General features: G+C 66.9%; 22 protein-coding genes and 7 pseudogenes. 14 read left to right on the top strand and 15 right to left on the bottom strand.

Annotated elements, in window-relative coordinates:
* The first annotated feature begins 18 nt into the window (after positions 1-18).
* Positions 19-1687, top strand: a protein-coding gene (tnpC, locus tag EZH22_RS27900; RefSeq protein WP_203193580.1) for an IS66 family transposase whose coding sequence is annotated in 2 segments (ribosomal slippage) — positions 19-236 and positions 235-1687 — 1671 coding nt in all. Because the reading frame shifts where the segments join, the coding sequence is not laid out codon by codon here.
* Entirely contained in the window at positions 1645-1848 is a 204-nt protein-coding gene (locus EZH22_RS27895; protein WP_203193579.1) for a hypothetical protein, read from the top strand. Before tnpC (EZH22_RS27900) ends, EZH22_RS27895 begins: the two co-directional genes overlap by 43 nt.
* A gap of 42 nt (positions 1849-1890) precedes the next feature.
* Here EZH22_RS27895 and tnpC (EZH22_RS27890) read toward each other — a convergent pair whose 3' ends face one another.
* From tnpC (EZH22_RS27890) to tnpA (EZH22_RS27880), 3 genes are read right to left on the bottom strand one after another with little or no spacing between them, the layout of a single operon-like run.
* Positions 1891-3507 carry an IS66 family transposase gene (gene tnpC / locus EZH22_RS27890; protein ID WP_203193578.1) on the bottom strand — a complete coding sequence of 539 codons (1617 nt, stop codon included), beginning with the start codon at positions 3505-3507 and terminating at the stop codon, positions 1891-1893.
* A 45-nt stretch (positions 3508-3552) separates the two neighbouring features.
* A complete protein-coding gene (gene tnpB, locus EZH22_RS27885; protein ID WP_173295666.1) occupies positions 3553-3900 on the bottom strand; it encodes an IS66 family insertion sequence element accessory protein TnpB in 348 nt (115 codons plus the stop codon).
* Entirely contained in the window at positions 3897-4295 is a 399-nt protein-coding gene (tnpA, locus tag EZH22_RS27880) for an IS66-like element accessory protein TnpA (protein ID WP_203193577.1), read from the bottom strand. Before tnpA (EZH22_RS27880) ends, tnpB (EZH22_RS27885) begins: the two co-directional genes overlap by 4 nt.
* A gap of 407 nt (positions 4296-4702) precedes the next feature.
* Between tnpA (EZH22_RS27880) and EZH22_RS27875 the strand changes: the two genes are divergently transcribed.
* The 4 genes and pseudogenes from EZH22_RS27875 to EZH22_RS27860 form a co-directional block, all read left to right on the top strand.
* Entirely contained in the window at positions 4703-5068 is a 366-nt protein-coding gene (locus EZH22_RS27875) for a type II toxin-antitoxin system RelE/ParE family toxin (protein ID WP_203193576.1), read from the top strand.
* Positions 5058-5390: an XRE family transcriptional regulator gene (locus tag EZH22_RS27870; protein WP_203193575.1), complete on the top strand. Its 333-nt coding sequence runs from the start codon at positions 5058-5060 to the stop codon at positions 5388-5390. The genes EZH22_RS27875 and EZH22_RS27870 overlap by 11 nt, the downstream gene beginning before the upstream one ends.
* A 130-nt stretch (positions 5391-5520) precedes the next feature.
* Entirely contained in the window at positions 5521-5751 is a 231-nt protein-coding gene (locus EZH22_RS27865) for a hypothetical protein (protein WP_203193574.1), read from the top strand.
* A 13-nt stretch (positions 5752-5764) separates the two neighbouring features.
* A pseudogene (locus EZH22_RS27860) lies at positions 5765-6068 on the top strand (recombinase family protein); the annotation flags it as partial.
* 225 nt (positions 6069-6293) lie between these two features.
* Here the strand turns inward: EZH22_RS27860 and tnpC (EZH22_RS27855) are convergent.
* The 5 genes and pseudogenes from tnpC (EZH22_RS27855) to EZH22_RS27840 form a co-directional block, all read right to left on the bottom strand.
* Positions 6294-7049 (bottom strand): annotated as a pseudogene (tnpC, locus tag EZH22_RS27855) (IS66 family transposase); the annotation flags it as partial.
* Between the two features lie 29 nt (positions 7050-7078).
* Positions 7079-7165 (bottom strand): annotated as a pseudogene (locus EZH22_RS33025) (IS66 family transposase); the annotation flags it as partial.
* 159 nt (positions 7166-7324) lie between these two features.
* Positions 7325-7672, bottom strand: coding sequence for an IS66 family insertion sequence element accessory protein TnpB (gene tnpB, locus EZH22_RS27850; protein WP_173295666.1), 348 nt, complete (start codon positions 7670-7672; stop codon positions 7325-7327).
* Positions 7669-8067 carry an IS66-like element accessory protein TnpA gene (gene tnpA, locus EZH22_RS27845; RefSeq protein WP_203193573.1) on the bottom strand — a complete coding sequence of 133 codons (399 nt, stop codon included), beginning with the start codon at positions 8065-8067 and terminating at the stop codon, positions 7669-7671. Before tnpA (EZH22_RS27845) ends, tnpB (EZH22_RS27850) begins: the two co-directional genes overlap by 4 nt.
* A 50-nt stretch (positions 8068-8117) precedes the next feature.
* A pseudogene (locus EZH22_RS27840) lies at positions 8118-8388 on the bottom strand (transposase); the annotation flags it as partial.
* An 11-nt stretch (positions 8389-8399) separates the two neighbouring features.
* Here EZH22_RS27840 and EZH22_RS32105 point away from each other — a divergent pair.
* From EZH22_RS32105 to EZH22_RS27830, 3 genes are read left to right on the top strand one after another with little or no spacing between them, the layout of a single operon-like run.
* A complete protein-coding gene (locus EZH22_RS32105) occupies positions 8400-8555 on the top strand; it encodes a hypothetical protein (RefSeq protein WP_231711186.1) in 156 nt (51 codons plus the stop codon).
* Positions 8507-8692 carry a hypothetical protein gene (locus tag EZH22_RS32705; RefSeq protein WP_333473741.1) on the top strand — a complete coding sequence of 62 codons (186 nt, stop codon included), beginning with the start codon at positions 8507-8509 and terminating at the stop codon, positions 8690-8692. The genes EZH22_RS32105 and EZH22_RS32705 overlap by 49 nt, the downstream gene beginning before the upstream one ends.
* 49 nt (positions 8693-8741) lie before the next feature.
* Positions 8742-11138, top strand: coding sequence for a copper-transporting P-type ATPase (locus EZH22_RS27830; protein ID WP_269902896.1), 2397 nt, complete (start codon positions 8742-8744; stop codon positions 11136-11138).
* Between the two features lie 334 nt (positions 11139-11472).
* Here the strand turns inward: EZH22_RS27830 and EZH22_RS27825 are convergent.
* From EZH22_RS27825 to EZH22_RS27810, 4 genes and pseudogenes are all read right to left on the bottom strand, one after another.
* Positions 11473-12731 (bottom strand): annotated as a pseudogene (locus tag EZH22_RS27825) (MFS transporter).
* Positions 12732-12774: 43 nt separating this feature from the next.
* The gene (locus tag EZH22_RS27820; RefSeq protein ID WP_203193572.1) at positions 12775-13113 is read right to left on the bottom strand and encodes a multicopper oxidase domain-containing protein; all 339 of its coding nucleotides are present in this window, start codon (positions 13111-13113) and stop codon (positions 12775-12777) included.
* Positions 13114-13220: 107 nt separating this feature from the next.
* The gene (locus EZH22_RS27815; RefSeq protein ID WP_203193571.1) at positions 13221-14141 is read right to left on the bottom strand and encodes a sulfurtransferase; all 921 of its coding nucleotides are present in this window, start codon (positions 14139-14141) and stop codon (positions 13221-13223) included.
* 47 nt (positions 14142-14188) lie between these two features.
* Positions 14189-14854: an ArsR/SmtB family transcription factor gene (locus EZH22_RS27810; protein WP_203193570.1), complete on the bottom strand. Its 666-nt coding sequence runs from the start codon at positions 14852-14854 to the stop codon at positions 14189-14191.
* Between the two features lie 93 nt (positions 14855-14947).
* On the opposite strand from EZH22_RS27810, the gene EZH22_RS27805 reads away from it, so the two are divergent.
* Both EZH22_RS27805 and EZH22_RS27800 read left to right on the top strand, forming a co-directional pair.
* Positions 14948-15301: a DsrE/DsrF/TusD sulfur relay family protein gene (locus EZH22_RS27805; RefSeq protein WP_203193569.1), complete on the top strand. Its 354-nt coding sequence runs from the start codon at positions 14948-14950 to the stop codon at positions 15299-15301.
* A gap of 41 nt (positions 15302-15342) precedes the next feature.
* Positions 15343-16422 carry an MFS transporter gene (locus tag EZH22_RS27800; RefSeq protein WP_231711185.1) on the top strand — a complete coding sequence of 360 codons (1080 nt, stop codon included), beginning with the start codon at positions 15343-15345 and terminating at the stop codon, positions 16420-16422.
* An 80-nt stretch (positions 16423-16502) separates the two neighbouring features.
* Here the strand turns inward: EZH22_RS27800 and EZH22_RS27795 are convergent, their stop codons facing one another.
* The gene (locus tag EZH22_RS27795; RefSeq protein ID WP_231711184.1) at positions 16503-16985 is read right to left on the bottom strand and encodes a sensor histidine kinase; all 483 of its coding nucleotides are present in this window, start codon (positions 16983-16985) and stop codon (positions 16503-16505) included.
* Positions 16986-17629: 644 nt separating this feature from the next.
* Here EZH22_RS27795 and EZH22_RS27790 point away from each other — a divergent pair.
* Positions 17630-18433: a PDC sensor domain-containing protein gene (locus tag EZH22_RS27790; RefSeq protein WP_203193567.1), complete on the top strand. Its 804-nt coding sequence runs from the start codon at positions 17630-17632 to the stop codon at positions 18431-18433.
* 15 nt (positions 18434-18448) lie between these two features.
* Positions 18449-18946 carry a diguanylate cyclase gene (locus EZH22_RS33020; RefSeq protein ID WP_408647752.1) on the top strand — a complete coding sequence of 166 codons (498 nt, stop codon included), beginning with the start codon at positions 18449-18451 and terminating at the stop codon, positions 18944-18946.
* Here the strand turns inward: EZH22_RS33020 and EZH22_RS27780 are convergent.
* Positions 18864-19609, bottom strand: a pseudogene (locus EZH22_RS27780) (FAD-dependent oxidoreductase); the annotation flags it as partial. The gene EZH22_RS33020 and the pseudogene EZH22_RS27780 sit on opposite strands and share 83 nt — an antisense overlap.
* A 12-nt stretch (positions 19610-19621) precedes the next feature.
* A pseudogene (gene alr, locus EZH22_RS27775) lies at positions 19622-20747 on the bottom strand (alanine racemase).
* Positions 20748-20952: 205 nt separating this feature from the next.
* Between alr and EZH22_RS27770 the strand changes: the two are divergent.
* The gene (locus tag EZH22_RS27770) at positions 20953-21354 is read left to right on the top strand and encodes an Lrp/AsnC family transcriptional regulator (RefSeq protein ID WP_231711591.1); all 402 of its coding nucleotides are present in this window, start codon (positions 20953-20955) and stop codon (positions 21352-21354) included.
* The last annotated feature ends 63 nt before the right edge of the window (positions 21355-21417 follow it).

The raw sequence follows: 21417 nt of genomic DNA, 5'->3' as shown, positions 1-21417 counted from the left end.
CCTTGTTTTTGCCGGCGGATGTGGTTCCCTTTCGTTGTGAACACGCCCGCTGAATCGCCCCTGTCGCCGACCCTGCCGACCGATCTGGCGGCGGCGCATGCGATGATCTTGGCGGAGCGCCAGGCGAGGGTAGAGGCGCAAGCCGAAGCCCTCGCCGCGAAGGCTGCAGCCTCATCGACCGAGGTGACGATCGCGCATCTGAAGCTGATGATCGAGAAGCTCAAGCGCGAGCTCTAGTCAGCGTTCCGAGCGCACGGCGCGGTTTATCGACCAGATGGAGCTCCAGCTCGCGGAGTTGGAGGAAGCTGCTACGGAAGACGAGATCGCGGCGGAGGCAACGGCGCGCCAGGCGTCGCTGCCCGCTCCGGCCCTGCGCCGCCGTCCCGTGCGCAAGCCCTTCCCGGAGCATCTGCCGCGCGAGCGTGTCGTGATTGCAGTGCCGACGTCGTGCCCCTGCTGCGGGTCCATGAAGCTGTCAAAGCTCGGCGAGGACGTGACAGAGACCTTGGAGGTTGTGCCTCGGTCCTGGAAGGTGATCCAGACTGTGCGGGAGAAGTTCACGTGCCGCGCTTGCGAGGCGATCACGCAGCCGCCGGCGCCCTTCCACGTCACCCCGCGCGGCTTTGCCGGTCCGAACCTGCTGGCGACGATCCTCTATGAGAAGTTCGGCCAACATCAGCCCTTGAACCGGCAGAGCGAGCGCTACGCGAGGGAAGGGATCGACCTCTCCGTGTCCACGCTCGCCGACCAGGTTGGCGCGGCGACTGTGGCGCTTGCGCCGTTGCACGAGTTGATCGCCCGGCACGTCATGACGGCCGAGAGACTGCACGCCGACGACACGACTGTGCCTATCCTGGCCAAAGGCAAGACCGACACGGGCCGGATCTGGACCTATGTCCGCGACGACCGGCCCTTTGGCGGCGCCGATCCGCCGGCGGCGCTCTACTTCGCTTCGCGCGACCGCCGGCAGGAGCATCCAGACGCGCACCTCGCTGCTTGGCGCGGCATCCTGCAGGCCGACGCCTATGGCGGCTACAACGGGCTATATGATCCCGCACGTCCGGGCGGCCCGGTCACGTCGGCGCTCTGTTGGTCCCATGCCCGTCGCGGCTTCTTTGAACTCGCCGACATTGCCGCGAGCGCACGGCGCGGGCCCGGCGCCGCGCCCGTGTCGCCGATCGCCTTGGAGGCGGTGAAGCGCATTGACGCGCTCTTTTCTATCGAGCGCGAGATCAACAGTCTGAGCGCCGATGAGCGCCGCCAGGTCCGGCAGGAGCGCAGCCGCCCGCTGGTCGACGACTTGCGCTCTTGGCTCGGCGAGCAGCGCGTCAAGCTCTCGCGCTCGGCGACCGTCGCCAAGCCAATCGACTACATGCTCAGACGCTGGGACAGCTTTGCCTCGTTCGTCGACGACGGGCGAGCCTGCCTGTCGAACAATGCCGCCGAGCGAGCGCTCAGAGGTTTTGCCCTCGGTCGAAAAGCGTGGCTGTTTGCGGGCTCTAGCCGCGGCGCCGAGCGGGCCGCCGCCATGGCGACGCTGATCCAGACCGCGAAGATGAACGACGTCGATCCACAGGCTTGGGTAGCCGATGTTCTGGCCCGCATCGCAGGATTACCCCAGGGCCGGCTCGACGAACTACTGCCGTGGAACTGGCGCCCCCTGCCAACCACCGCAATCGCGGCCTGACGATGCAGGTCAACAAGGTCCATTCCGTCCGGACCTTGGCGCTCGTTGCACGGGATCTCGGCGAGGACGCGGACTGGCTCGCCGATATTGCCATCGACATGGAGCCGGAGGACGGCCTGATCTGGGTCCACGGTACGCATACGACGATGGCCGCGGGATAGGTGCCCGCGCGAGCGATGTTGGCGCTATGATAATGTTTGGGGTCAGGCGGCCTGCTGATCGGCGGGCTTGTCGGCCTCTTGCAGATGCTTCCATTCCCAGGGCAGCAGTTCGTGCAGACGCGATGCGGGAAGATCGGCGATGCGGGCCAGGACATCGGCGAGCCAGGCTTTCGGATCGACGTCGTTGAGGCGAGCCGTGGCGGTGGCGATGAGGGTGAGGATGACGGCGGCGCGATCGGCGCCACGCTGGGAGCCGGCGAAGGTCCAGTTCCGCCGTCCCAGAGCGATGCCCCGCAGCGCTCTTTCGGCGGCGTTGTTGCTGAGGCAGATCCTGCCATCCTCGAGGAAGCGGGCGAAGTCGGCCCAGCGCCTGAGCATGTAGTTGATCGGCTTCAGGACCTCGGCGGAGCGCGAGAGGGTTTCGCGTTCGCGGAGCAACCAGGCCTGCATGTCGTCGAGAAGCGGTTTGCTCTTCTCCTGGCGCAGAGCCCTCCGCTCGTCGGCACTGCGCCCGTTGATGGCGCGCTCGATCTCGAACAGCGCGTCGAGACGCCTGACCGCCTCCAGGGCGATCGGGGAGACCGGCTTGCCCTTCTTGCCGTCACGGGTCTTTTTCGCGATGTCGGCCAGCTCGAAGAAGCCGCGCCGCGCATGAGCGAAGCAAAAGGCCGGCGTGATAGGCTGTTCCTTCCGCTGCGGGTCGAACAACGGCTCGAAGCCACCGTAACAGTCGCACTGAAGGATGCCGGCGAACCCGGCCAGGTGCTTCTGCGGGTGTTCGCCACGCCGGTCGCCCGAGGCGTAATAGACCGCCGCCGGCGGTGCGGGCCCGGCGAAGGGGCCGTCATCGCGCACATAGGTCCATATGCGCCCGGTCGCGCATTTGCCCTTCGCCAGGATCGGGACCGTCGTGTCGTCGCCATGCAGGCGCTCGGCGGCGAGCACATGGCTCTCGATCAGGTCGAAGACCGGCTTCAGGGCGAAGGTTCCATGGCCGACCTGGTCGGCCAGCGTTGTAACCGGCATGTCGATGCCCTCGGCCTTGAAGCGCGTGCTCTGGCGGTTGAGCGGAGCGTGCATGCCGAACTTGTCGAACAGGATCGTCGCCAGCAGCGTTGGGCCGATGAAGCCGCGCGGCGTGGCGTGGAACGGCGCCGGCGACTGGGAGATCGTCCCGCAATCGCGGCAGGTGAACTTCTCTCTCACCGTCTCGATCAGCTTGAACCGGCGCGGGATTTCCTCAAGCGTCCCGGTCACGTCCTCGCCCAGCTTCGACAGCCGCGCCCCGCCGCAACAGGTGCAGGTGGTGGGAGGATCAATGACGACCCGCTCGCGCTCGATATCCTCCGGCCAGGGCTTGCGCACCGGTCGCTTGCGCGTGAAGGCGCGCGCGTTCCCGCTTTCCGTGGCCGCGACGGCTGCGGCAAGCTCGTCCTCGCTCGCCGCGGTCACGAGTTCATCGAGCTGAAGTTCCATCTGCTCGATCAGCCGTGCCGTGCGTTCGGAACGCTGGCCATATTTCTCGCGCTTCAGCTTCTCGATCATCAGCTGCAGATGAGCGATCAACGCCTCGGCTTGCAGCCGCGCCTCACGCTCAGCCCGCAGCGCCGCCAAGGCACTTGCAAGGTCCGAAGGAAGATCGTCCGGTGTCAACGTCACGAAGCCAGTGAATCAGATTTTGCCCGCAATTTCAAAAGGTAAATGCTATCCGACCCGGGTCGGCCGCCACGTTTCCTGAGGATTGCGCCAGTCGATTCCGGACAGAAGATAGCCGAGCTGTGCCGTCGAGATCGTGACCGCCCCGTCCGCCGGGCTCGGCCACAGGAACCGGCCCCGTTCCAGCCGCTTCGTGAACAGGCAGGCACCCTGGCCGTCATGCCAGATCACCTTCAAAAGATCGCCACGGCGCCCCCGAAAGCAGAACAGATGCCCGCTCAGCGGATCCCGGCGAAGCACTTCCTGCACCTGCAGGGACAGGCCCGGGAAGCCTCGGCGCATATCCGTGTAGCCCGTCGCAAGCCAGACCCGCACGCCTGTCGGGACCGGGATCACGTAAGCCGCTCCAGTGCCTGCACGACCCGGATCAGAGCCTCGACGTCGACATCGCGATCTACAAGCACCCGCCGCCCGTTCGCCGTCACGATCTCGATCCGGCCGCTGCCGTTCGCCATCAGCGGGCCGGTTGCCGCCGCGACCTCCGGCACGATCACAGCCGGAACAAATCCTGCTCTCGAAGCCGGACCAAACCGCCCGGCCCGCGCCGCATCACGCCACTCGTTCAATTGCGAGCGCGTGATCCCGTACTTGCGCGCCGTCGCCGAGCCCAGGCGCCGACCCGAATAGCTCTCCTCGACGATCCGCAGCTTCGCTTCATCGCTGAAGCGCCGCCGGCCGCCGCTCTCAACGATCTCAAGCCGACTGATCGGTGTGTCTGTATAGACGTCCATACAGACGAATTCTCACCACCAGGCCTCAATTCGCAAGACGGCCGCCGTCGGAGGGATACGGTCCACGATCCACAGCACGAAGAGGGGATTATCGACGACGATGATCTGCTCGTCCGGCAAGCCGTAGGCGACAGCACGCCCACGAAGCGCACCTCGCCGCCTTGCTCGCCATCCGTCACGGCGATGGCGTTCCGCAACTTCGATCGATGCCCACGAATATCTCGCTACAATACTCCATAGCTCGTCCTCCTGCGGTGCGGATCGGCTCCGGCAAGGGCTCATCAAGCAGACAAGGCAGGATGGGAGCACAGGCGCTCCACTCCTGACGAAGGCCGAGCGCGGCCGACGCTGTCTCGCGGCGTTCAAAGCTCTTGCAGGAATTCACTATAAGGAATAGTATCGCCAAAATGGAATGGCCGGTCGAATACACCGACGAGTTCGGCGACTGGTGGGACACCCTCACCGAAGCCGAGCAGATCAGCCTCGACGCCCATGTCCGCAAGCTGGAGCAGCGCGGCCCCGACCTGCCATTCCCCTATTCGAGCGGCATCAGTGGATCGCGCCATGCCCATATGCGGGAATTGCGCGTGCAGAGCGGGGGCAAGCCCTTGCGGGTGTTCTATGCCTTCGATCCGCGCCGCATGGCGATCCTGCTGATCGGCGGCGACAAGACCGGCGACAAGAGGTTCTACGACCGGATGACCCCGATCGCCGACAGGCTTTACGACGAGCATCTGGCCGAGTTGGAGAAGGAGAAGAACGATGGCCGGTAGGCGTTCCTTCGCGGAGCTCCGCGCCCGCATGTCGCCCGAGGCACAGACCAAGGCAGCGGCCGAGGCGCAGCGGCTCGGCGAGGAGATGGACCTTGCGGAGGTGCGCCGTGCCTTGAAGTTGTCGCAGGAGGAGATCGGGCAGACACTCCAGATCAACCAGGGATCGGTCGCCAAGATCGAAAAGCGGGCGGATATGTATGTCAGCACGCTTCGTCGCTTCATCGAAGCAATGGGCGGCGAGTTGGAGATCGTCGCGCGATTCCCCGATCACGTCGTCAAGATCAAGAATTTTTCTGAGCTCAACGAGAAGGAAGGTGTCTGACGCCTACGCCAGAGCCGCCGTTCGCAAGTATTTTTACGCCACAGTACGATGAAGGGATTTTCCGTCTTCTCATCCTGATTTTGCCGTCGCTTGATGCCTGTTTGACCTTGGCAAGACAGCGAGCAACGGCATGGCGGATGACACGAATTCCGGGTCGGATGACATCACTCCGGCCAATGACAATCAAGGCCCGGAGGACGGACCGGAACGCGAAGCACCGGAGCAAGTGGACCGCGTGGCGATCAGGCTGGCCCGCATCGGCCGTCGCATGGCGCGGGAAGATTTCGAGCGGCTGACCGCCGCAAACGACAACCGGCCCAGGACCGCCGACAGCGCGGACGACGAGGCCGACAGCGACTGAAAGAAAGCCGTCCATGACCCGCGTTGCGCTCTATGCCCGCTATTCGTCCGACAACCAGCGCGACGCTTCGATCGAAGACCAGTTGCGCCAGCCCTCGCGGGCGTGCCGCCCGCGAGGGCTGGACCATCGTGGAGAGCTATTCCGACCGCGCCATCTCCGGCGCTTCGCTCATCTGTTCGGGCATCCAGTCGCTGCTGGCCGATGCGCAGGCCGGTCGCTTCGACATGGTGCTGTCCAAAGCGCTGGATTGCCTCAGCCGCGATCAGGAGGATGTTGCCGGCGTTTTCAAGCGCCCGCGCTTCGCGGGCGTCAGCATACGGCATCCTCAATTGCGAGCTCTATATCGGTGTTATCCGCTGGAACCGGCAGAAGAAACTCAAGAACCCCGACACCGGCCGCTCCGTCTATCGGCTAAGAGCACCTAACAAAACCTGCTGGTGGTTCTGAAGCATATGATTGCTGCGGCGAGGAGTACGCATACGACGATGGCCGCGGGATAGGTGCCCGCGCGAGCGATGTTGGCGCTATGATAATGTTTGGGGTCAGGCGGCCTGCTGATCGGCGGGCTTGTCGGCCTCTTGCAGATGCTTCCATTCCCAGGGCAGCAGTTCGTGCAGACGCGATGCGGGAAGATCGGCGATGCGGGCCAGGACATCGGCGAGCCAGGCTTTCGGATCGACGTCGTTGAGGCGAGCCGTGGCGGTGGCGATGAGGGTGAGGATGACGGCGGCGCGATCGGCGCCACGCTGGGAGCCGGCGAAGGTCCAGTTCCGCCGTCCCAGAGCGATGCCCCGCAGCGCTCTTTCGGCGGCGTTGTTGCTGAGGCAGATCCTGCCATCCTCGAGGAAGCGGGCGAAGTCGGCCCAGCGCCTGAGCATGTAGTTGATCGGCTTCAGGACCTCGGCGGAGCGCGAGAGGGTTTCGCGTTCGCGGAGCAACCAGGCCTGCATGTCGTCGAGAAGCGGTTTGCTCTTCTCCTGGCGCAGAGCCCTCCGCTCGTCGGCACTGCGCCCGTTGATGGCGCGCTCGATCTCGAACAGCGCGTCGAGACGCCTGACCGCCTCCAGGGCGATCGGGGAGACCGGCTTGCCCTTCTTGCCGTCACGGGTCTTTTTCGCGATGTCGGCCAGCTCGAAGAAGCCGCGCCGCGCATGAGCGAAGCAAAAGGCCGGCGTGATAGGCTGTTCCTTCCGCTGCGGGTCGAACAACGGCTCGAAGCCACCGTAACAGTCGCACTGAAGGATGCCGGCGAACCCGGCCAGGTGCTTCTGCGGGTGGCCGCGACGGCTGCGGCAAGCTCGTCCTCGCTCGCCGCGGTCACGAGTTCGTCGAGCTGAAGTTCCATCTGCTCGATCAGCCGTGCCGTGCGTTCGGAACGCTGGCCATATTTCTCGCGCTTCAGCTTCTCGATCATCAGCTGCAGATGAGCGATCAACGCCTCGGCTTGCAGCCGCGCCTCACGCTCAGCCCGCAGCGCCGCCAAGGCACTTGCAAGGTCCGAAGGAAGATCGTCCGGTGTCAACGTCACGAAGCCAGTGAATCAGATTTTGCCCGCAATTTCAAAAGGTAAATGCTATCCGACCCGGGTCGGCCGCCACGTTTCCTGAGGATTGCGCCAGTCGATTCCGGACAGAAGATAGCCGAGCTGTGCCGTCGAGATCGTGACCGCCCCGTCCGCCGGGCTCGGCCACAGGAACCGGCCCCGTTCCAGCCGCTTCGTGAACAGGCAGGCACCCTGGCCGTCATGCCAGATCACCTTCAAAAGATCGCCACGGCGCCCCCGAAAGCAGAACAGATGCCCGCTCAGCGGATCCCGGCGAAGCACTTCCTGCACCTGCAGGGACAGGCCCGGGAAGCCTCGGCGCATATCCGTGTAGCCCGTCGCAAGCCAGACCCGCACGCCTGTCGGGACCGGGATCACGTAAGCCGCTCCAGTGCCTGCACGACCCGGATCAGAGCCTCGACGTCGACATCGCGATCTACAAGCACCCGCCGCCCGTTCGCCGTCACGATCTCGATCCGGCCGCTGCCGTTCGCCATCAGCGGGCCGGTTGCCGCCGCGACCTCCGGCACGATCACAGCCGGAACAAATCCTGCTCTCGAAGCCGGACCAAACCGCCCGGCCCGCGCCGCATCACGCCACTCGTTCAATTGCGAGCGCGTGATCCCGTACTTGCGCGCCGTCGCCGAGCCCAGGCGCCGACCCGAATAGCTCTCCTCGACGATCCGCAGCTTCGCTTCATCGCTGAAGCGCCGCCGGCCGCCGCTCTCAACGATCTCAAGCCGACTGATCGGTGTGCCTGTATAGACGTCCATACAGACGAATTCTCACCATCAGGCCTCAATTCGCAAGACGGCCGCCGTCGGAGGGATACGGCGAGGACGAGGAAGGCGCGGTAGAGGTCGGCGTGGCGCTCGTAACGGATGGCGAGGCGCCGGAACTGGTTGATCCAGGCGAAGGTGCGTTCCACCCAGCGGTGCTTGCCCAGATGCGCGCTGCTGTCGATGCCGCGACGGGCGATGCGGGGCGTGATGGAGCGCTTGCGCAGGTCCTTGCGGCAACGGTCGAAGTCGTAGGAGCTTGTCGGGCCGTCTACGGGGACGACCGCGTCGCTGGCGGACGGGCTGGACGGCATCGGATCAGTACCGTGGCGCTGCCGGCGCTGCCGTTCGGCGGGCCGGTGATCTCCTCCACCGAGGCGCTCGCCCTCGATGCCCTGCCGGCCCGGCTCGCCGTGGTGGGGGCGCGGGCTATATCGGCCTGGAGCTGGGCATCGCCTTCCGAAAGCTGGGCGTGGAGGTGACGGTGTGGAGGCGCGTGAGCGCATCCTGCCGCTCTATTACGGCAAGCTCACCGATCCGGTGCGCCGCCGGCTGGGCGAGCTCGGCATCGCGCTCCATCTCGGCGCCAGGGCGGAGGGCTATGCCGGCGGCGCCCTGAAGGTGCGGACGCAGGACGGCGGCGCCCTCTCTTTGCTCGCCGATGCGGTGTGCCGGTCACCGTGGGCCGTCGGCCTCGCCTCGACGGCTTCGGCCTTGAGAATCTGGCGTTGGACGTCCACGCCGGCGCCGTGGTGGTGGACGGGCATTGCCGCACCGCCATGCGCCATGTCTTCGCCCTCGGCGACCTGGTGGGCGAGCCCATGCTGGCCCACAAGACCACCGCCCAGGGCGAGATGGTGGCGGAGATCATCGACAAGTTCAAGGCGAATCCCTCGGCCTATGTGGCCACCGATGCCACGGCGCCTGTTCCCGCGAAGGCGCAGCCCGAAGGCGTCATATACACCTGCCCCATGCACCCGCAGATCCGGCAGGTCGGGCCCGGCAACTGCCCGATCTGCGGCATGACGCTCGAACCGGAGGTGACGACAGGCGAGACCGGCCCCAGCGCCGAGCTTCTCGACATGACGCGGCGCTTCTGGGTCGGCCTCGTCCTTGCCGTGCCGGTCCTGGCTCTGGAGATGGGCGGGCACCTCACCAACCTCCACATGCTGCTCGGGGCGCAGGCGTCCAACTGGATCCAGTTCCTGCTGGCAACGCCGGTGGTGCTCTGGGCGGGATGGCCGTTCTTCACCCGCGCGTGGCAATCTCTGGTCACGCGCCGCCTCAACATGTTCACGCTGATCGCCATGGGCACGGGCGTCGCCTGGGCCTACAGCGTGGTGGCGACCTTCGCGCCGCAGATCTTCCCCGCCACCTTCCGCGCCACCGACGGCTCGGTGGCCATCTATTTCGAGGCCGCCGCCGTCATCACCGTGCTGGTGCTGCTGGGGCAGGTGCTGGAACTGCGCGCCCGCGAGCAGACCGGCGGCGCCATCCGCGCGCTGCTCGACCTCGCGCCCAAGACGGCGCGGCGCATGCGCAGCGACGGCACGGACGAGGACGTGGCGCTGGAACAGGTCGTGGTCGGCGACCGCCTGCGGGTGCGCCCCGGCGAGAAGGTGCCGGTGGACGGCGAGCTGGTCGAGGGGCGCTCCTCGGTGGACGAATCCATGATCACCGGCGAGTCCATGCCGGTCACCAAGGACGTCGGCGCGAAGGTCATCGGCGGCACGCTCAACCAGAGCGGCGGCTTCGTCATGCGCGCCGGCAAGGTGGGGCGGGACACCATGCTGGCGCAGATCGTCCACATGGTGGCGGAGGCACAACGCTCGCGCGCGCCGATCCAGCGCCTCGCCGACGAGGTCTCCGGCTGGTTCGTGCCGGTGGTGATCGCCATCGCGGTCCTCGCCTTCGCGGCGTGGGGCGTCTTCGGACCGGAGCCGCGCTTCGCCCACGGGCTGATCGCCGCCGTGGCGGTGCTCATCATCGCCTGTCCCTGCGCGCTCGGGCTGGCGACGCCCATGTCCATCATGGTGGGCGTCGGCCGGGGCGCATCCATGGGCGTGCTCATCAAGAATGCCGAGGCGCTGGAGCGGTTCGAGAAGGTGGACACGCTGGTGGTGGACAAGACCGGCACCCTCACCGAAGGCAAGCCGAAGGTCACGGCCCTGAAGGCCGTGGACGGCCTGGGCGAGACCGAGCTGTTACGGCTCGCCGCGAGCCTGGAGCGGGCGAGCGAGCATCCGCTCGCCGCCGCCTTCGTCGCCGCGGCGGCGGAACGGGGCCTTTCGCTCGACGAGGCGCAGGATTTCAACAGCCCGGTGGGCAAGGGTGTCACCGGAACGGTGGACGGCCGCAAGCTCGTCATCGGCAGCCACCGCATCATGGCGGAGGAAGGCGTGGACCTCTCCGCCCTCGTGGGGGAAGCGGAGGCCCTGCGCGGGGAAGGCGCCACCGTGATCTTCGTCGCCATCGACGGGCGCCTCGACGGCCTCATCGCCATCGCCGACCCGATCAAGGCCACCACCCCCGCCGCGGTTCAGACGCTCAAGGCGGCAGGCGTCCGCGTCGTCATGCTCACCGGCGACAACAAGACCACCGCGCAGGCGGTCGCGCGCAGGCTCGGCCTCGACGAGATGGAGGCCGAGATCCTGCCCGAAGACAAGGCGAAGGTGGTGGCCCGGCTGCGGAAGGAAGGACGCATCGTCGCCATGGCCGGCGACGGCGTGAACGATGCGCCCGCGCTCGCCGCGGCCGACGTGGGCGTCGCCATGGGAACGGGCACGGACGTCGCCATCGAGAGCGCGGGCGTGACCCTGCTCAAGGGCGATCTCCAGGGAATCGTGCGGGCGCGCCAGCTGAGCCACGCCACCATGAGCAACATCCGCCAGAACCTCTTCTTCGCTTTCATCTACAATGCGGCCGGCGTGCCGATCGCCGCGGGTGTGCTCTATCCGGCGTTCGGCCTCCTGCTATCGCCGATCATCGCCGCTACCGCCATGGCGCTCTCCTCGGTGAGCGTCATCGCCAATGCCCTGCGCCTGCGCAGCGCATCGCTCGGATGAGGAGGACACGATGATGAACTACGATGGCATGATGGACGGCGGCATGTGGGGGATGGGGCTGGCCGGGCTCCTGATCCTCGTCCTTGTCGTGCTCGGGATCGCCGCGCTCATCAAATACCTGTGGCGTTAGCCCTGTGGTTGCATGGCCATCCTGTGAAAGACCGGCTGTTCCCGGCTGGGGGCATCACGCGTGCTGACGCCATCAGGCCAAGTCGGCTGGTATCGGTGAGACGGTCGGAATGATGCAAACAGGTATCCTCCTCGCCTTGGCCTCGGCGGGCCTGTTCGGCGCAAGCACGCCGTTCGCCAAACGCCTTCCGGGCGCCGGGGCGTCTCAGGGGAGGCGCATGCCGCCAGGAGAAGGGTCGTCGCGCCCGGCCCGGCGCGTCAGGGCGGACACCGTCACCAGCAGGGCTGCGAGGACCGCGAAACCAGCCCCTGCGGCAAAGGTCGCCGCAGAGCCGATCCGCTCCCACAGCACCCCCGCGACGACGCTCGCCACCAGCATGGCGATGCCGGTGGCGAGATTGAACAGGCCGAAGGCGGAGCCCCGCAGCGTCGCGGGCGCGTGCTGGGCAACCAGCTTGGCGAGCAGGCCCTGCGTGAGCGCCATATGCGCGCCCCACAAGGCGATGCCGAGAAAGGCGCCCCACAGCCCCGGCGCGAAGGCCAGCATCAGGTCCGCGCCGATGAGGACCGCCAGCCCCACCAGCAGCAGGCGCGTGGGCGAGGCCTGGTCGGACCAGGCACCGGCGGGATAGGCGCCGAGCGAATAGACGACGTTCATGGCCACGAGAACAAGCGGCGCGAAGGCCAGCGGCAGGCCCTCGTCGTGCGCCTTCAGCACGAGGAAGGCTTCGCTGAATCGCGCAAGGGTGAACACCACGCCGATGGCGACGACGCCCCAGAATGCGCCGTCGAACTGCCGGAGATCGGCGAGGCGCACCGGCGGCGGACGGCCGATGGCGCCCTCCTCCCCGATGGCGCGATCCTCGACCCCCAGATCCTCGACCCCCAGGATGACGCACGCCACCGCGAGCGCGCCGGGGATGAGGGCGAACCAGAACACCGTTCGCATGTCGTCGGCGAACAGCGCCATCAGCGCGATGGCGAGGAGCGGGCCGAGGAACCCCCGACCGTATCGAGCGCCTGGCGTACCCCGTAGGCGCGCCCGCGGATGGAAGGCGGCGTGACATCCGCCACCAGCGCGTCCCGCGGCGCGCCGCGGATCCCCTTGCCGATGCGGTCGGCGAAGCGCGCGGCGAACACCATGGCCGGCGCGCCGGCGAGGGCGAAGAACGGCTTCGACGCGGCGCCCAATCCATAGCCGATGAGGATCAGCGGCTTGCGCCGGCCGATGCGGTCGGACAGGTAGCCGGAAAAGACCTTCACGATGGCGGCGGTGGATTCGCCCGCCCCCTCGATGAGGCCCACCACGGCCACGCTGGCCCCAAGCGTGGCCGTGAGAAAGAGGGGCAGCAGCGCATGGATCATCTCCGAGGAGATATCCATGAACATGCTCACGAACCCGAGCGCCCAGACGGTTCTCGGGATCGACGGGCGCTTATCGGTGTCCTGAGCACGAGCATGCATCATGGCTCTCACCTTGACGAACCCGACCGGCGCCCACAAGGGCTCATGCGCCCTCGCCCCGATACGCTGCGCGCCCCAGCGTCATATGGCAGAGGTGGCAGTGGAGGAACCACGGCCTTTTCTGGCCCGCGTCGAAGGCGATGGTCACCGGCGCATGGGCGGGGACGATCACCGTATCGCCCACAGGCCCGGAAAAGCGCTGTCCGCCGATGCCCACCACCTGGAAATGATGCCCGTGCAGGTGCATCGGGTGCATCATGGATGTGGGGTTCATGAAGGTCATCTCCGCCCGCTCACCCTGGCGCACGTCGAAGGGCCGGTGCCCGCCGCGGATATGGCCGTCAATGACCCAGCGAGAGCCGGGCTCTTCGCCGAACATCATCGTATAGCGCGTGTCAGATTGCCGTGGCGCGACGGGCTTTGCACCGGGTCGCTTCAGTTCGAGGGTGAGGTCGGCAAGCTCCAGGGGTATCGGCTCCGTCCGCCTTGTTATCTGAGCTGCGTCTCGACCGGCAGGCCGTGCTTGCTCCAGGCCAGCATGGAGCCGTCATAGAGCATGACGTCCCTGTAGCCGAGCAGTTCGTGCATCACGAACCACGAGATGGCGGAGACATGGGCCGTATTGCAATAGGCCGCCACCGCCTGCTGCGGGCCAAGGCCGACGGCGGCATAGGCGCGGGCGAGTTCCTCCTTCGGGCGATAGGTGCCGTTGGCGGCGAAGTTCGCATCGAAGGGAAACAGGGTCGCGCCGGGAATGTGGCCCGCCTTCGCGATGTTCGGGCGCTTCTCCAGGCCCACATAGAAGCTGAAGAACCGGGCGTCGAGGATGCCCGCATCCTTGCGCGTCTGGAGCGCCTCCATCTGGGCCGTGTCGGCAAGGAATTCACGCCGCGCGGGCCGGGCCTTGAAATTCCCCATCTGCGCCGCCTCGTCCTCGCCCCACACTTCGCGGTTCTCGGCCACCCATTTCGTCGTGCCGCCGTCCAAGATGGCCACCTTGTCGTGGCCATAATATTTGAGCTGCCAATAGACGTAGGCGGCATAACCCGCATCGTCCGGTCCCCGTCCGCGGTGGGTGAGCACGACCGCGGTGTCGTCGTTCACCCCGGCCGATCGCATGAGCGCCGAGAACGCCTCGGGCGGGAGGTTCATGTCGGTGATTTCCACGCCGCGTTCGGTGGTGGTGCCACGGACCTTGCGGAAGTCGAGAGGCACCGCGCCGATGAGGTGGCCGCCTTCCTTGTAGCTGGTGTCGTCATTGCGCACGTCGAGGACGAGAACCTCGTCCTGGTGGGCTGCGAGCCATTCGCTCGACACCAGCGGGCCGGGAAGGTCCAGGGCGGCTGCCGGCGCCGCAGGCACGGCCGCGAGGAGCCCCAAGGCAAGCACGCCCGATAGCATTTTGAACATTGGCGTTTCTCCCATTTTTGGTTTGGACTTCGGGCGATGGCGTCGCGTCAGCCCGCCGCGACCGGCAGTCCCGCGGCGCGCCATTCCGGCATGCCGTCTTCCATGCGGCGGGCCGAGAAGCCTTTGGCGCGCAGGCGTGCGACAGCCTCCACCGCGAGCAGGCAATAGGCGCCGCGACAATAAGCGACGATCTCCGTCGCCGGATCGAGCTCGGCGAGACGCGCGTCCAGCTCCTCAAGCGGGACGCTGAGGGCTCCGGGCACGTGACCGAGGTCGAACTCCTCGCGAGGCCGCACGTCGACCACCGTGACGAGGCCCGCCTGCGCGCGTTCCACAAGGTCGGCGCGGCCGATGGGCTCAAGCCCGTCCCGCCCGTCGAAATAACGCGCAAGCAAAGCGCCGACCGTCGCGATGTTGCGTTCCGCCGTCTGCCGCAGCACCGACATGAGCTGGACGATCCCGTCGTCCGCCAGCCGGTAGAGGACGAACTTGCCGTCGCGGCGGGCCTCCAGCAGGCCCGCGCGGCGCAGCTGCTGCAGGTGCTGGGAGGCATTGGCCATGGAGAGCCCGGTCAGCCGCGCCAGCGCCTCCACGCTGCGCTCGCCCTGGGCGAGGTGCTCCAGCAATTCCACGCGGTGCTCGTGGCCGAGGGCGCGCGCTACCGCGGCCAACTCAGCGAACAGAGCGCGTTTGGGGTCCGTTGACTTGCACATGGCGGTAACGATACATCATTCAAGAGATAACTTGAACGTATAATGATCCTGCCCATGCCGCAAGGGCATCGTGGGGAACCGCCGGAGTCGGACATGCACGTGCTGTTCATTCTCAACGATCCGCCCTACGGCACGGAACGCGTCTATAACGGCCTGCGCCTCGCCGCCGGCATTCTCAAGCAGGATGCGGAAAACCGGGTCACCGTGTTCCTCATGGCGGATGCCGTCGCCGCCGCGAAGGCGGGCCAGAAGACGCCGGACGGCTATTACAATGCGGAGCGCATGCTGAAGCGGGTCCTCGCCGGCAAGGGCGAGGTGCTTTTGTGCGGCACCTGCATGGACGCCCGGGGCCTCTGCGATGCTGATGTGACGCCGGGCTCCCGGCGCAGCACCATGGATGAACTCTCGGCCGTCACCGTCTCTGCCGACAAGGTTCTGGTGTTCTGATGACGGCACCCGCCATTGCGCAGGCGATGCCGCGAAGCCGCATGATCCGGCAGGTCGCGCTGCTATCCGCCGCCCAGGCGCTGTTCCAGACGGCGTCCGTCATGGTGATGACGGTCGCCGGCCTCGCCGGGGCCGCCATCACCCCCGCGCCGGAACTCGCCACGCTGCCGGTTGCGGCCATGTTCCTCGGGACGGCGATCGGCATCGCCCCGGCATCCCTGTGGATGGCCCGCGTGGGGCGAAGGATCGGCTTCGTGGCGGGCGCCGTTCTGGGAACCCTCGGCGGCCTCCTGGGGGCGCTCGGGATCTTTTATGCGTCGCTGCCGCTGCTCTGCCTCGGGACCGGCCTCGTCGGCGCCTATCAGGCCTTCGCGCAATTCTATCGCTTCGCCGCGGCGGAGGTGGCCACCGACGCCTTCCGCCCCCGCGCCATCTCCTTCGTTCTTGCGGGCGGGGTGGTGGCCGCCATTGCCGGACCGATCCTCGGGCGCTTCGGCGGCCCCTTGCTGTCGGCGGGCTATGCCGGCTCGTTCCTGATCCTCGCCGTCATTTCGCTGCTGGCGGCGGGTCTCCTGCAGGGCGTGGACGTACCGCGGCCCGCGCGGAGCGCATCGGGCGGCGGGCGCCCCTTAGGCGCGATCATCCGGCAGCCCGCTTATCTCGTCGCCTTGTTCGGCGCGGCCACGGGCTATGGCGTGATGATCCTCGCCATGACGGCGACCCCGCTCGCCATGCTGCACCATCAGCACGACCTCTCGGCCGCGGCGACGGTGATCCAGCTGCATGTGCTGGGCATGTTCCTGCCGTCCTTCTTCACCGGCGCTCTGATCTCCCGCTTCGGGGTGCTCAAGGTGATGCTGGCCGGGGCGTTCCTGCTGGCGGGTCATGTTCTGATCGCCCTGTCGGGCACGCAATTCCTCGCCTTCGCCTCTGCGCTCGTTCTGCTGGGCGTGGGCTGGAACTTCCTGTTCATCGGCGGCACCACGCTGCTCACGCGATGCTACGCGCCGGAAGAGCGCGCGCAGGCGCAGGCGGCCAACGACCTCGTGATCTTCATCGTCGGGTGGCGACCTCGCTCGGCGCCGGCGCCATGCTGCACCTGCTCGGCTGGCAGATCATGAACGCGGTGCTCCTGCCCTGGCTCGCCCTCGCGGTCCTCGCCCTCGTTTGGCTTGGCTGGCGCGAGCGGCGGGGCTAGACCTTACGCGACGCGTTCACCCGAGCTTTTGGCCCCTTGGTTCGCTGCCGGCAGGCGGACCGTTGCCCGCAGCCCGCCTTCCGGTCGGTTGGACAGGCTCACCTCGCCCCCATGGGCGCGCAGGATGGCGCGGGCGATGGGAAGGCCGAGGCCTGCGCCGCCGGTCTCGCGCGAGCGGGAGGTCTCCAGCCGCTCGAAGGGGTCGAACACCCGCTCCAGATCCGCCTCCGGGATGCCCGGTCCGGCATCGTCGATGATGATGAAGGTCTCTGTCCCGGCAGGGCTGATCCCGACCGTCGCGCCCGCTCCATAGCGCTGGGCGTTCTCCAGGAGGTTGCGCAGCGCGCGGTGCAGCGCCATCCGGCGGAGCGGGAGGATGTGCGGCGGCGACACAATGAGGGTGACGGGTGGGCCCGATGCGGAAAGCTCCGCCGCAAGATCGGCCAGCAGGCCGTTCAGGTTCACCGGCTCCAGGGGCTCCGCCACCGACTGAGCGCCGACGTGATGCGCTTTCCCGGCCAGATGATGGTGCGGATGCAGGCGTGGAGCGCCTGGCACCAAGCTGGGGAACTGATCCGGAGCCGGGGGCGGCCCAGCGCCGCGGGGCGCCGACGCGGGAAGGCAATGAGATGACCGTCGCCAACTGCATATCCACGGCAGAAGATGTCGACGGCTGAGGCCTACTTGCGGCGATCCTGCAGATGTGGCGTGGATCATGCCATCGAAGTCAAGAGGAGGGCGGGGTGATCCTGACGGTCGTCGTTATTCCATTACGACGCGGCGCTGGAGGCAGAGTGAACAAGCCGGACGCCGCTGATGACAGTGGCGCCCGGCTCTTGTCCGCCCCGGTCAGGGCTTCGGGTGGACAACCTCATTATAGGCCATGACGCAGAGGCGAGGCTGATGCGGAAGCACAAAAACGGAAAAACGAGGATAGGCATTTCGGTCGCAGCTGCAGGATCCACAACATCAAATAATGAAATGGACGCGATTTATTTTCTATAGGCCATCCAGTTGCCAAGTCAAAATTTTAGGATGCATGATCGTTGCAGTCAAGGCACAGCTGAAGCCGGAAGGTGGGGTGGAAGGATATGCGGCGGCTTGTTACGGGTCGATACGTGCCTTTGGTCGTGGCAACGCTCATTGTCATCATCATCACTGTACAGGGGCTGACGCTCTGGCGCTCCTATCAGGAAACATGGCTGTTGGCGCTTCGCTCGGCCGAGAACGTGCTAAACACGATTTCATCGAGCATCAGTCGAAACCTCAGCGTGCTCGACCTCTCCCTGCGTGGGGCGCAGGAGGCTGTCGCAACATCTGGTTTGAGCGACCTCAGTCCTGAGCTTCGCCAAATGGTCCTCTTTGATCGGGCAACTGGCGCGCAGTTCCTCGGGTCCATGCTCGTGCTCGATCGAGAGGGAGCATCGATCGTTTACGATTCTGGGTCGGTGCAGCCACGGAAGGGCAATTTTTCCGATCGGGACTATTTTGAAGCGCAGGTCCGAGGCCGGGGCGATACGTATGTCAGTGCTCCCTTCGAAAGCAGGCTGCGGGCGGGTGACCCGAGCATTGCCCTGAGCCGGAGGTTAACCGGCCCAAATGGACGGTTCGAAGGTGTGGTCATCGCAGCGCTGCGTATCGCCTTCTTCCAGTCGCTGCTGGACCATGTGGATCTCGGCCCAAGGAGTGTCGTCGCTCTGACACGCATCGATGGCACGGTCATTTTTCGACATCCATCGACGGACGGAAAGGGCAACACGGGTGTGAGCCTTGCCACATCGCCCGTGTTCCAACGCATGGTAAGATGGGCCCGAGAAGCCTTTGCTGACCGCTCCGTCTTCGATGGGGTGAGCCGATATTACCTTCACACCAGAATTGAGGGATACCCCCTCATCCTGTCGGTCGGGATTTCCACCGAAGCGGCCTTGAGCTAATGGATCGTGAGCGCGATGATCTTGTCGGCGCTCACCATCGCCGTGTGCGTGCTTCTCATTCTGCTGATCCGGACCCTACATCTCGCGTTGTTGCACAGCCAGGAAGTGGAGGAGCAACTCGAAGTGCTCGCCGTCACGGATCAATTGACCGGTTTGCCCAATCGCCGCGCCTTCGACCTTGCTCTCGCCTCCGAGATGCAGCGGGCGGCGCGGCACCGGACGCCTCTCGCGGTCCTGCTGATCGACGTGGATCACTTCAAGCGCATCAATGATCGGCATGGGCACGGTGTCGGCGATGTGGTGCTAACCCGGGTCGCTAGGCAGCTCGCTCGCTCGATTCGCCGACCCGGTGACTTTGCCGCTCGATATGGTGGAGAGGAGTTTGTTGCCATCTGCCTGCCACCGATGTGGCCGGGGCCACCTTCATCGCTGAGTCGGCGCTCACCACCTCGCCGCCCTTCAGCGCCACGCCGGAGATGCGGCCGGCCTCGTGGTGGAGCGCCTCCACCGTGACCCCGTAGCGGAAGGTGACGCCCTGCCTCGCGCAGATCTGCGCGAGGCGCCGGGTGAAGATGTGGGCATCGCCGGTCTCGTCGCCGGGCAGGCGCAGGCCGCCCGCGATCTTCTCCCGCACGGGGCCAGAGCCGGCTCGGCGCGGATGCAGCCGGCCGGGTCCAGCACCTCGTAGCGCACGCCGTGGGTGTCAAGCACCTCGGTGTCGGAATGCACATGGTCGAGCTGCTTCTGGGTGCGGAACAGCTGCAGGGTGCCGAGGGTGCGCTCGTCATAGGCGATGCCGGTCTCGGTGCGCAGCGAATCGAGGGCGTCGCGGCTGTACTCGGCGAGACGCACCATGCGCGCCTTGTTGCGGCGATAGGCGTCCTCGGTGCAGTTGGCCAGCATGCGGGCGAGCCAGAGATAGAGCTTGGGATCGAGGCTCGGCCACAGCACCAGCGGACGGTGGTGCATGAGCAGCCACTTGATGGCCTTCACCGGGATGCCGGGCCCGGCCCACGGAGCGGAATAGCCGGGGGACACCTGCCCGGCATTGGCGAAGGAGGTTTCCATGCCGGCGGCATCCTGGCGGTCCAGCACGGTCACCTCGTGGCCGGCCTTCGACAGGTAATAGGCCGACGTCGTGCCGACGACCCCGCTGCCAAGAATGAGGATGCGCATGGGCTTGCTCCGTCAATGGCCGATGTAGCGGCGCAGGTAGCGCGCGCCGACGCTGGCAAGGATCTCATAGGCGATGGTACCGGCGGCGCCGGCGAGCGCGTCGAGGTCCTGGTCCGGGCCGATGAGGTCCACGCCGTCGCCGGGGCGAGCGCGCCGTCCGGGAGCGCGCTCACGTCGAGGACGACGCTGTCCATGGAGATGCGGCCGACGATGGGCAGCCGCACGCCGTCGCGCCACGCGGCGCCGGCATTGGAGAGGCTGCGCAGGAAGCCGTCCGCATAGCCCACGCCCACGGTGGCGAGGCGGGTCCGCGCTCCCGTCCGCGCCGTATGGCCATAGCCGATGGCGGTGGCGGCGGGAACCTCGCGCAGCTGCACCACCCGGCCTTCGAGGCGCACCGCGAGACGCAGGGGATTGGGCGCGCCGGCCTGCGGCGCGATGCCGTAGAGAGCCGCGCCCGGCCGCACGAGATCGAAATGATAGTCGGGCCGAGAAAGATGCCCGACGAGGCGGAAAGGCTCGCCGGCACGCCGGGCAGGCGGGCGCAGGCCGCCAGGAAGGCCGTCCGCTGCGCGCTGTTGGCCGGGTGGGCGGGCTCGTCCGCGCAGGCGAGATGGCTCATGTGGAGCACGAGGTCGATGCCGGCGAGGGCGCCCGTGTGCAGGAGACGGTCGAGGTCCGGCCGGGACAGGCCGAACCGCGACATGCCGGTGTCGCTCTGCACGATCGCCGGGTATCGCCGGCCCGCAGCCGCCGCGAGGCGCGCGAAGCCCTCCACCTGCTCGGCGCTGTTCAGCACGGGCAGCAGCCGGTGCGCCGGGAATTCCGCTTCCGTGCCGGGCATGGGCCCGTGCAGCACGCCGATGCGCGCGCCATCGGGCAGGATGCGCCGCAGCGCGATGCCTTCCTCAAGATGGGCGACGAAAAAGGTTCGGCATCCGGCCGCCGCCAGGGCGGGCGCGACCCGGTCCATGCCGAGGCCGTAGGCGTCCGCCTTGAGCACGGCGGCGCATTCGGCCGCACCGGAACGCCGCGCCAGCGCCCGCCAGTTTCCGGTGATGGCGCGCAGGTCGATGGTAAGGACCGCGCCGGCCCGGGCGAATGCGGGATCCTCGCGGGCCGGGGGAAAAATCGGCATGACCGTCATGGAGGCACTTCGGGTGGCGGCAATAGGCAATATCCTAGGCGCATAACATGCGAAATGTCCTGTGATTTGCTATTAGGGTATGCGGTTTGGAAAGAGTTGGTTGAAATAATCTGCAAACCATTCGCACAAGGTTCGAACGGTGACCCTGGACGACATCGACGCCCATATCGTCAGGCTGCTGCGCGCCGACGGCCGCATGTCCAATGCGGACCTGGCCGAGGCGGTGGGGCTTTCCGCTTCCGCCTGCCTGCGGCGCGTGCGGCTGCTGGAGCGCGGCGGCGTGATCCGGGGCTATACCGCCATCGTCGAGACGCCGGGGCCGGCGGAACGCCTCGTGGTGCTGACGCAGATCACCCTCGATCGCCAGACGGAGGAGTTCCTCAACCGCTTCGAGGCGGCGGTGCGCCGGTGCCCGGAGATCATCGACTGCTATTTGATGACGGGCCTCTCCGACTATGTGCTCAAGATCGAGGTCCGCAATGCCGCCGAGTATGAGCGCCTGCACAAGGAAGTGCTCTCGCGCCTGCCCGGGGTGGCGCGCATCCAGTCGTCCTTTGCCATCCGCACGGTGGTGAGCGGCCGGCCCGGCCCTCTCTGATCTCGCTCTCGCGCGGCGGCGGGGCTGAGCCGGCGATGCGGCGGCCGCCGGGCGGGACAAGGA

Source organism: Xanthobacter dioxanivorans (genome assembly GCF_016807805.1).
GTDB lineage: Bacteria > Pseudomonadota > Alphaproteobacteria > Rhizobiales > Xanthobacteraceae > Xanthobacter > Xanthobacter dioxanivorans.
Note: the sequence above shows the minus strand (reverse complement) of the source record. Positions and strands in the feature narration are given on the sequence as shown.

Coding starts and splice junctions, on each gene's coding strand:
- EZH22_RS27810 (WP_203193570.1), bottom strand. CDS start 14,854: ATGTGCAAGTCAACGGACCCCAAACGCGCTCTGTTCGCTGAGTTGGCC.
- tnpA (WP_203193573.1), bottom strand. CDS start 8,067: ATGGACGTCTATACAGGCACACCGATCAGTCGGCTTGAGATCGTTGAG.
- EZH22_RS27875 (WP_203193576.1), top strand. CDS start 4,703: ATGGAATGGCCGGTCGAATACACCGACGAGTTCGGCGACTGGTGGGAC.
- EZH22_RS33020 (WP_408647752.1), top strand. CDS start 18,449: ATGATCTTGTCGGCGCTCACCATCGCCGTGTGCGTGCTTCTCATTCTG.
- EZH22_RS27815 (WP_203193571.1), bottom strand. CDS start 14,141: ATGTTCAAAATGCTATCGGGCGTGCTTGCCTTGGGGCTCCTCGCGGCC.
- EZH22_RS27870 (WP_203193575.1), top strand. CDS start 5,058: ATGGCCGGTAGGCGTTCCTTCGCGGAGCTCCGCGCCCGCATGTCGCCC.
- EZH22_RS27820 (WP_203193572.1), bottom strand. CDS start 13,113: ATGATGTTCGGCGAAGAGCCCGGCTCTCGCTGGGTCATTGACGGCCAT.
- EZH22_RS27800 (WP_231711185.1), top strand. CDS start 15,343: ATGATCCGGCAGGTCGCGCTGCTATCCGCCGCCCAGGCGCTGTTCCAG.
- EZH22_RS27865 (WP_203193574.1), top strand. CDS start 5,521: ATGGCGGATGACACGAATTCCGGGTCGGATGACATCACTCCGGCCAAT.
- EZH22_RS27805 (WP_203193569.1), top strand. CDS start 14,948: ATGCACGTGCTGTTCATTCTCAACGATCCGCCCTACGGCACGGAACGC.
- EZH22_RS27770 (WP_231711591.1), top strand. CDS start 20,953: ATGTCCAATGCGGACCTGGCCGAGGCGGTGGGGCTTTCCGCTTCCGCC.
- tnpA (WP_203193577.1), bottom strand. CDS start 4,295: ATGGACGTCTATACAGACACACCGATCAGTCGGCTTGAGATCGTTGAG.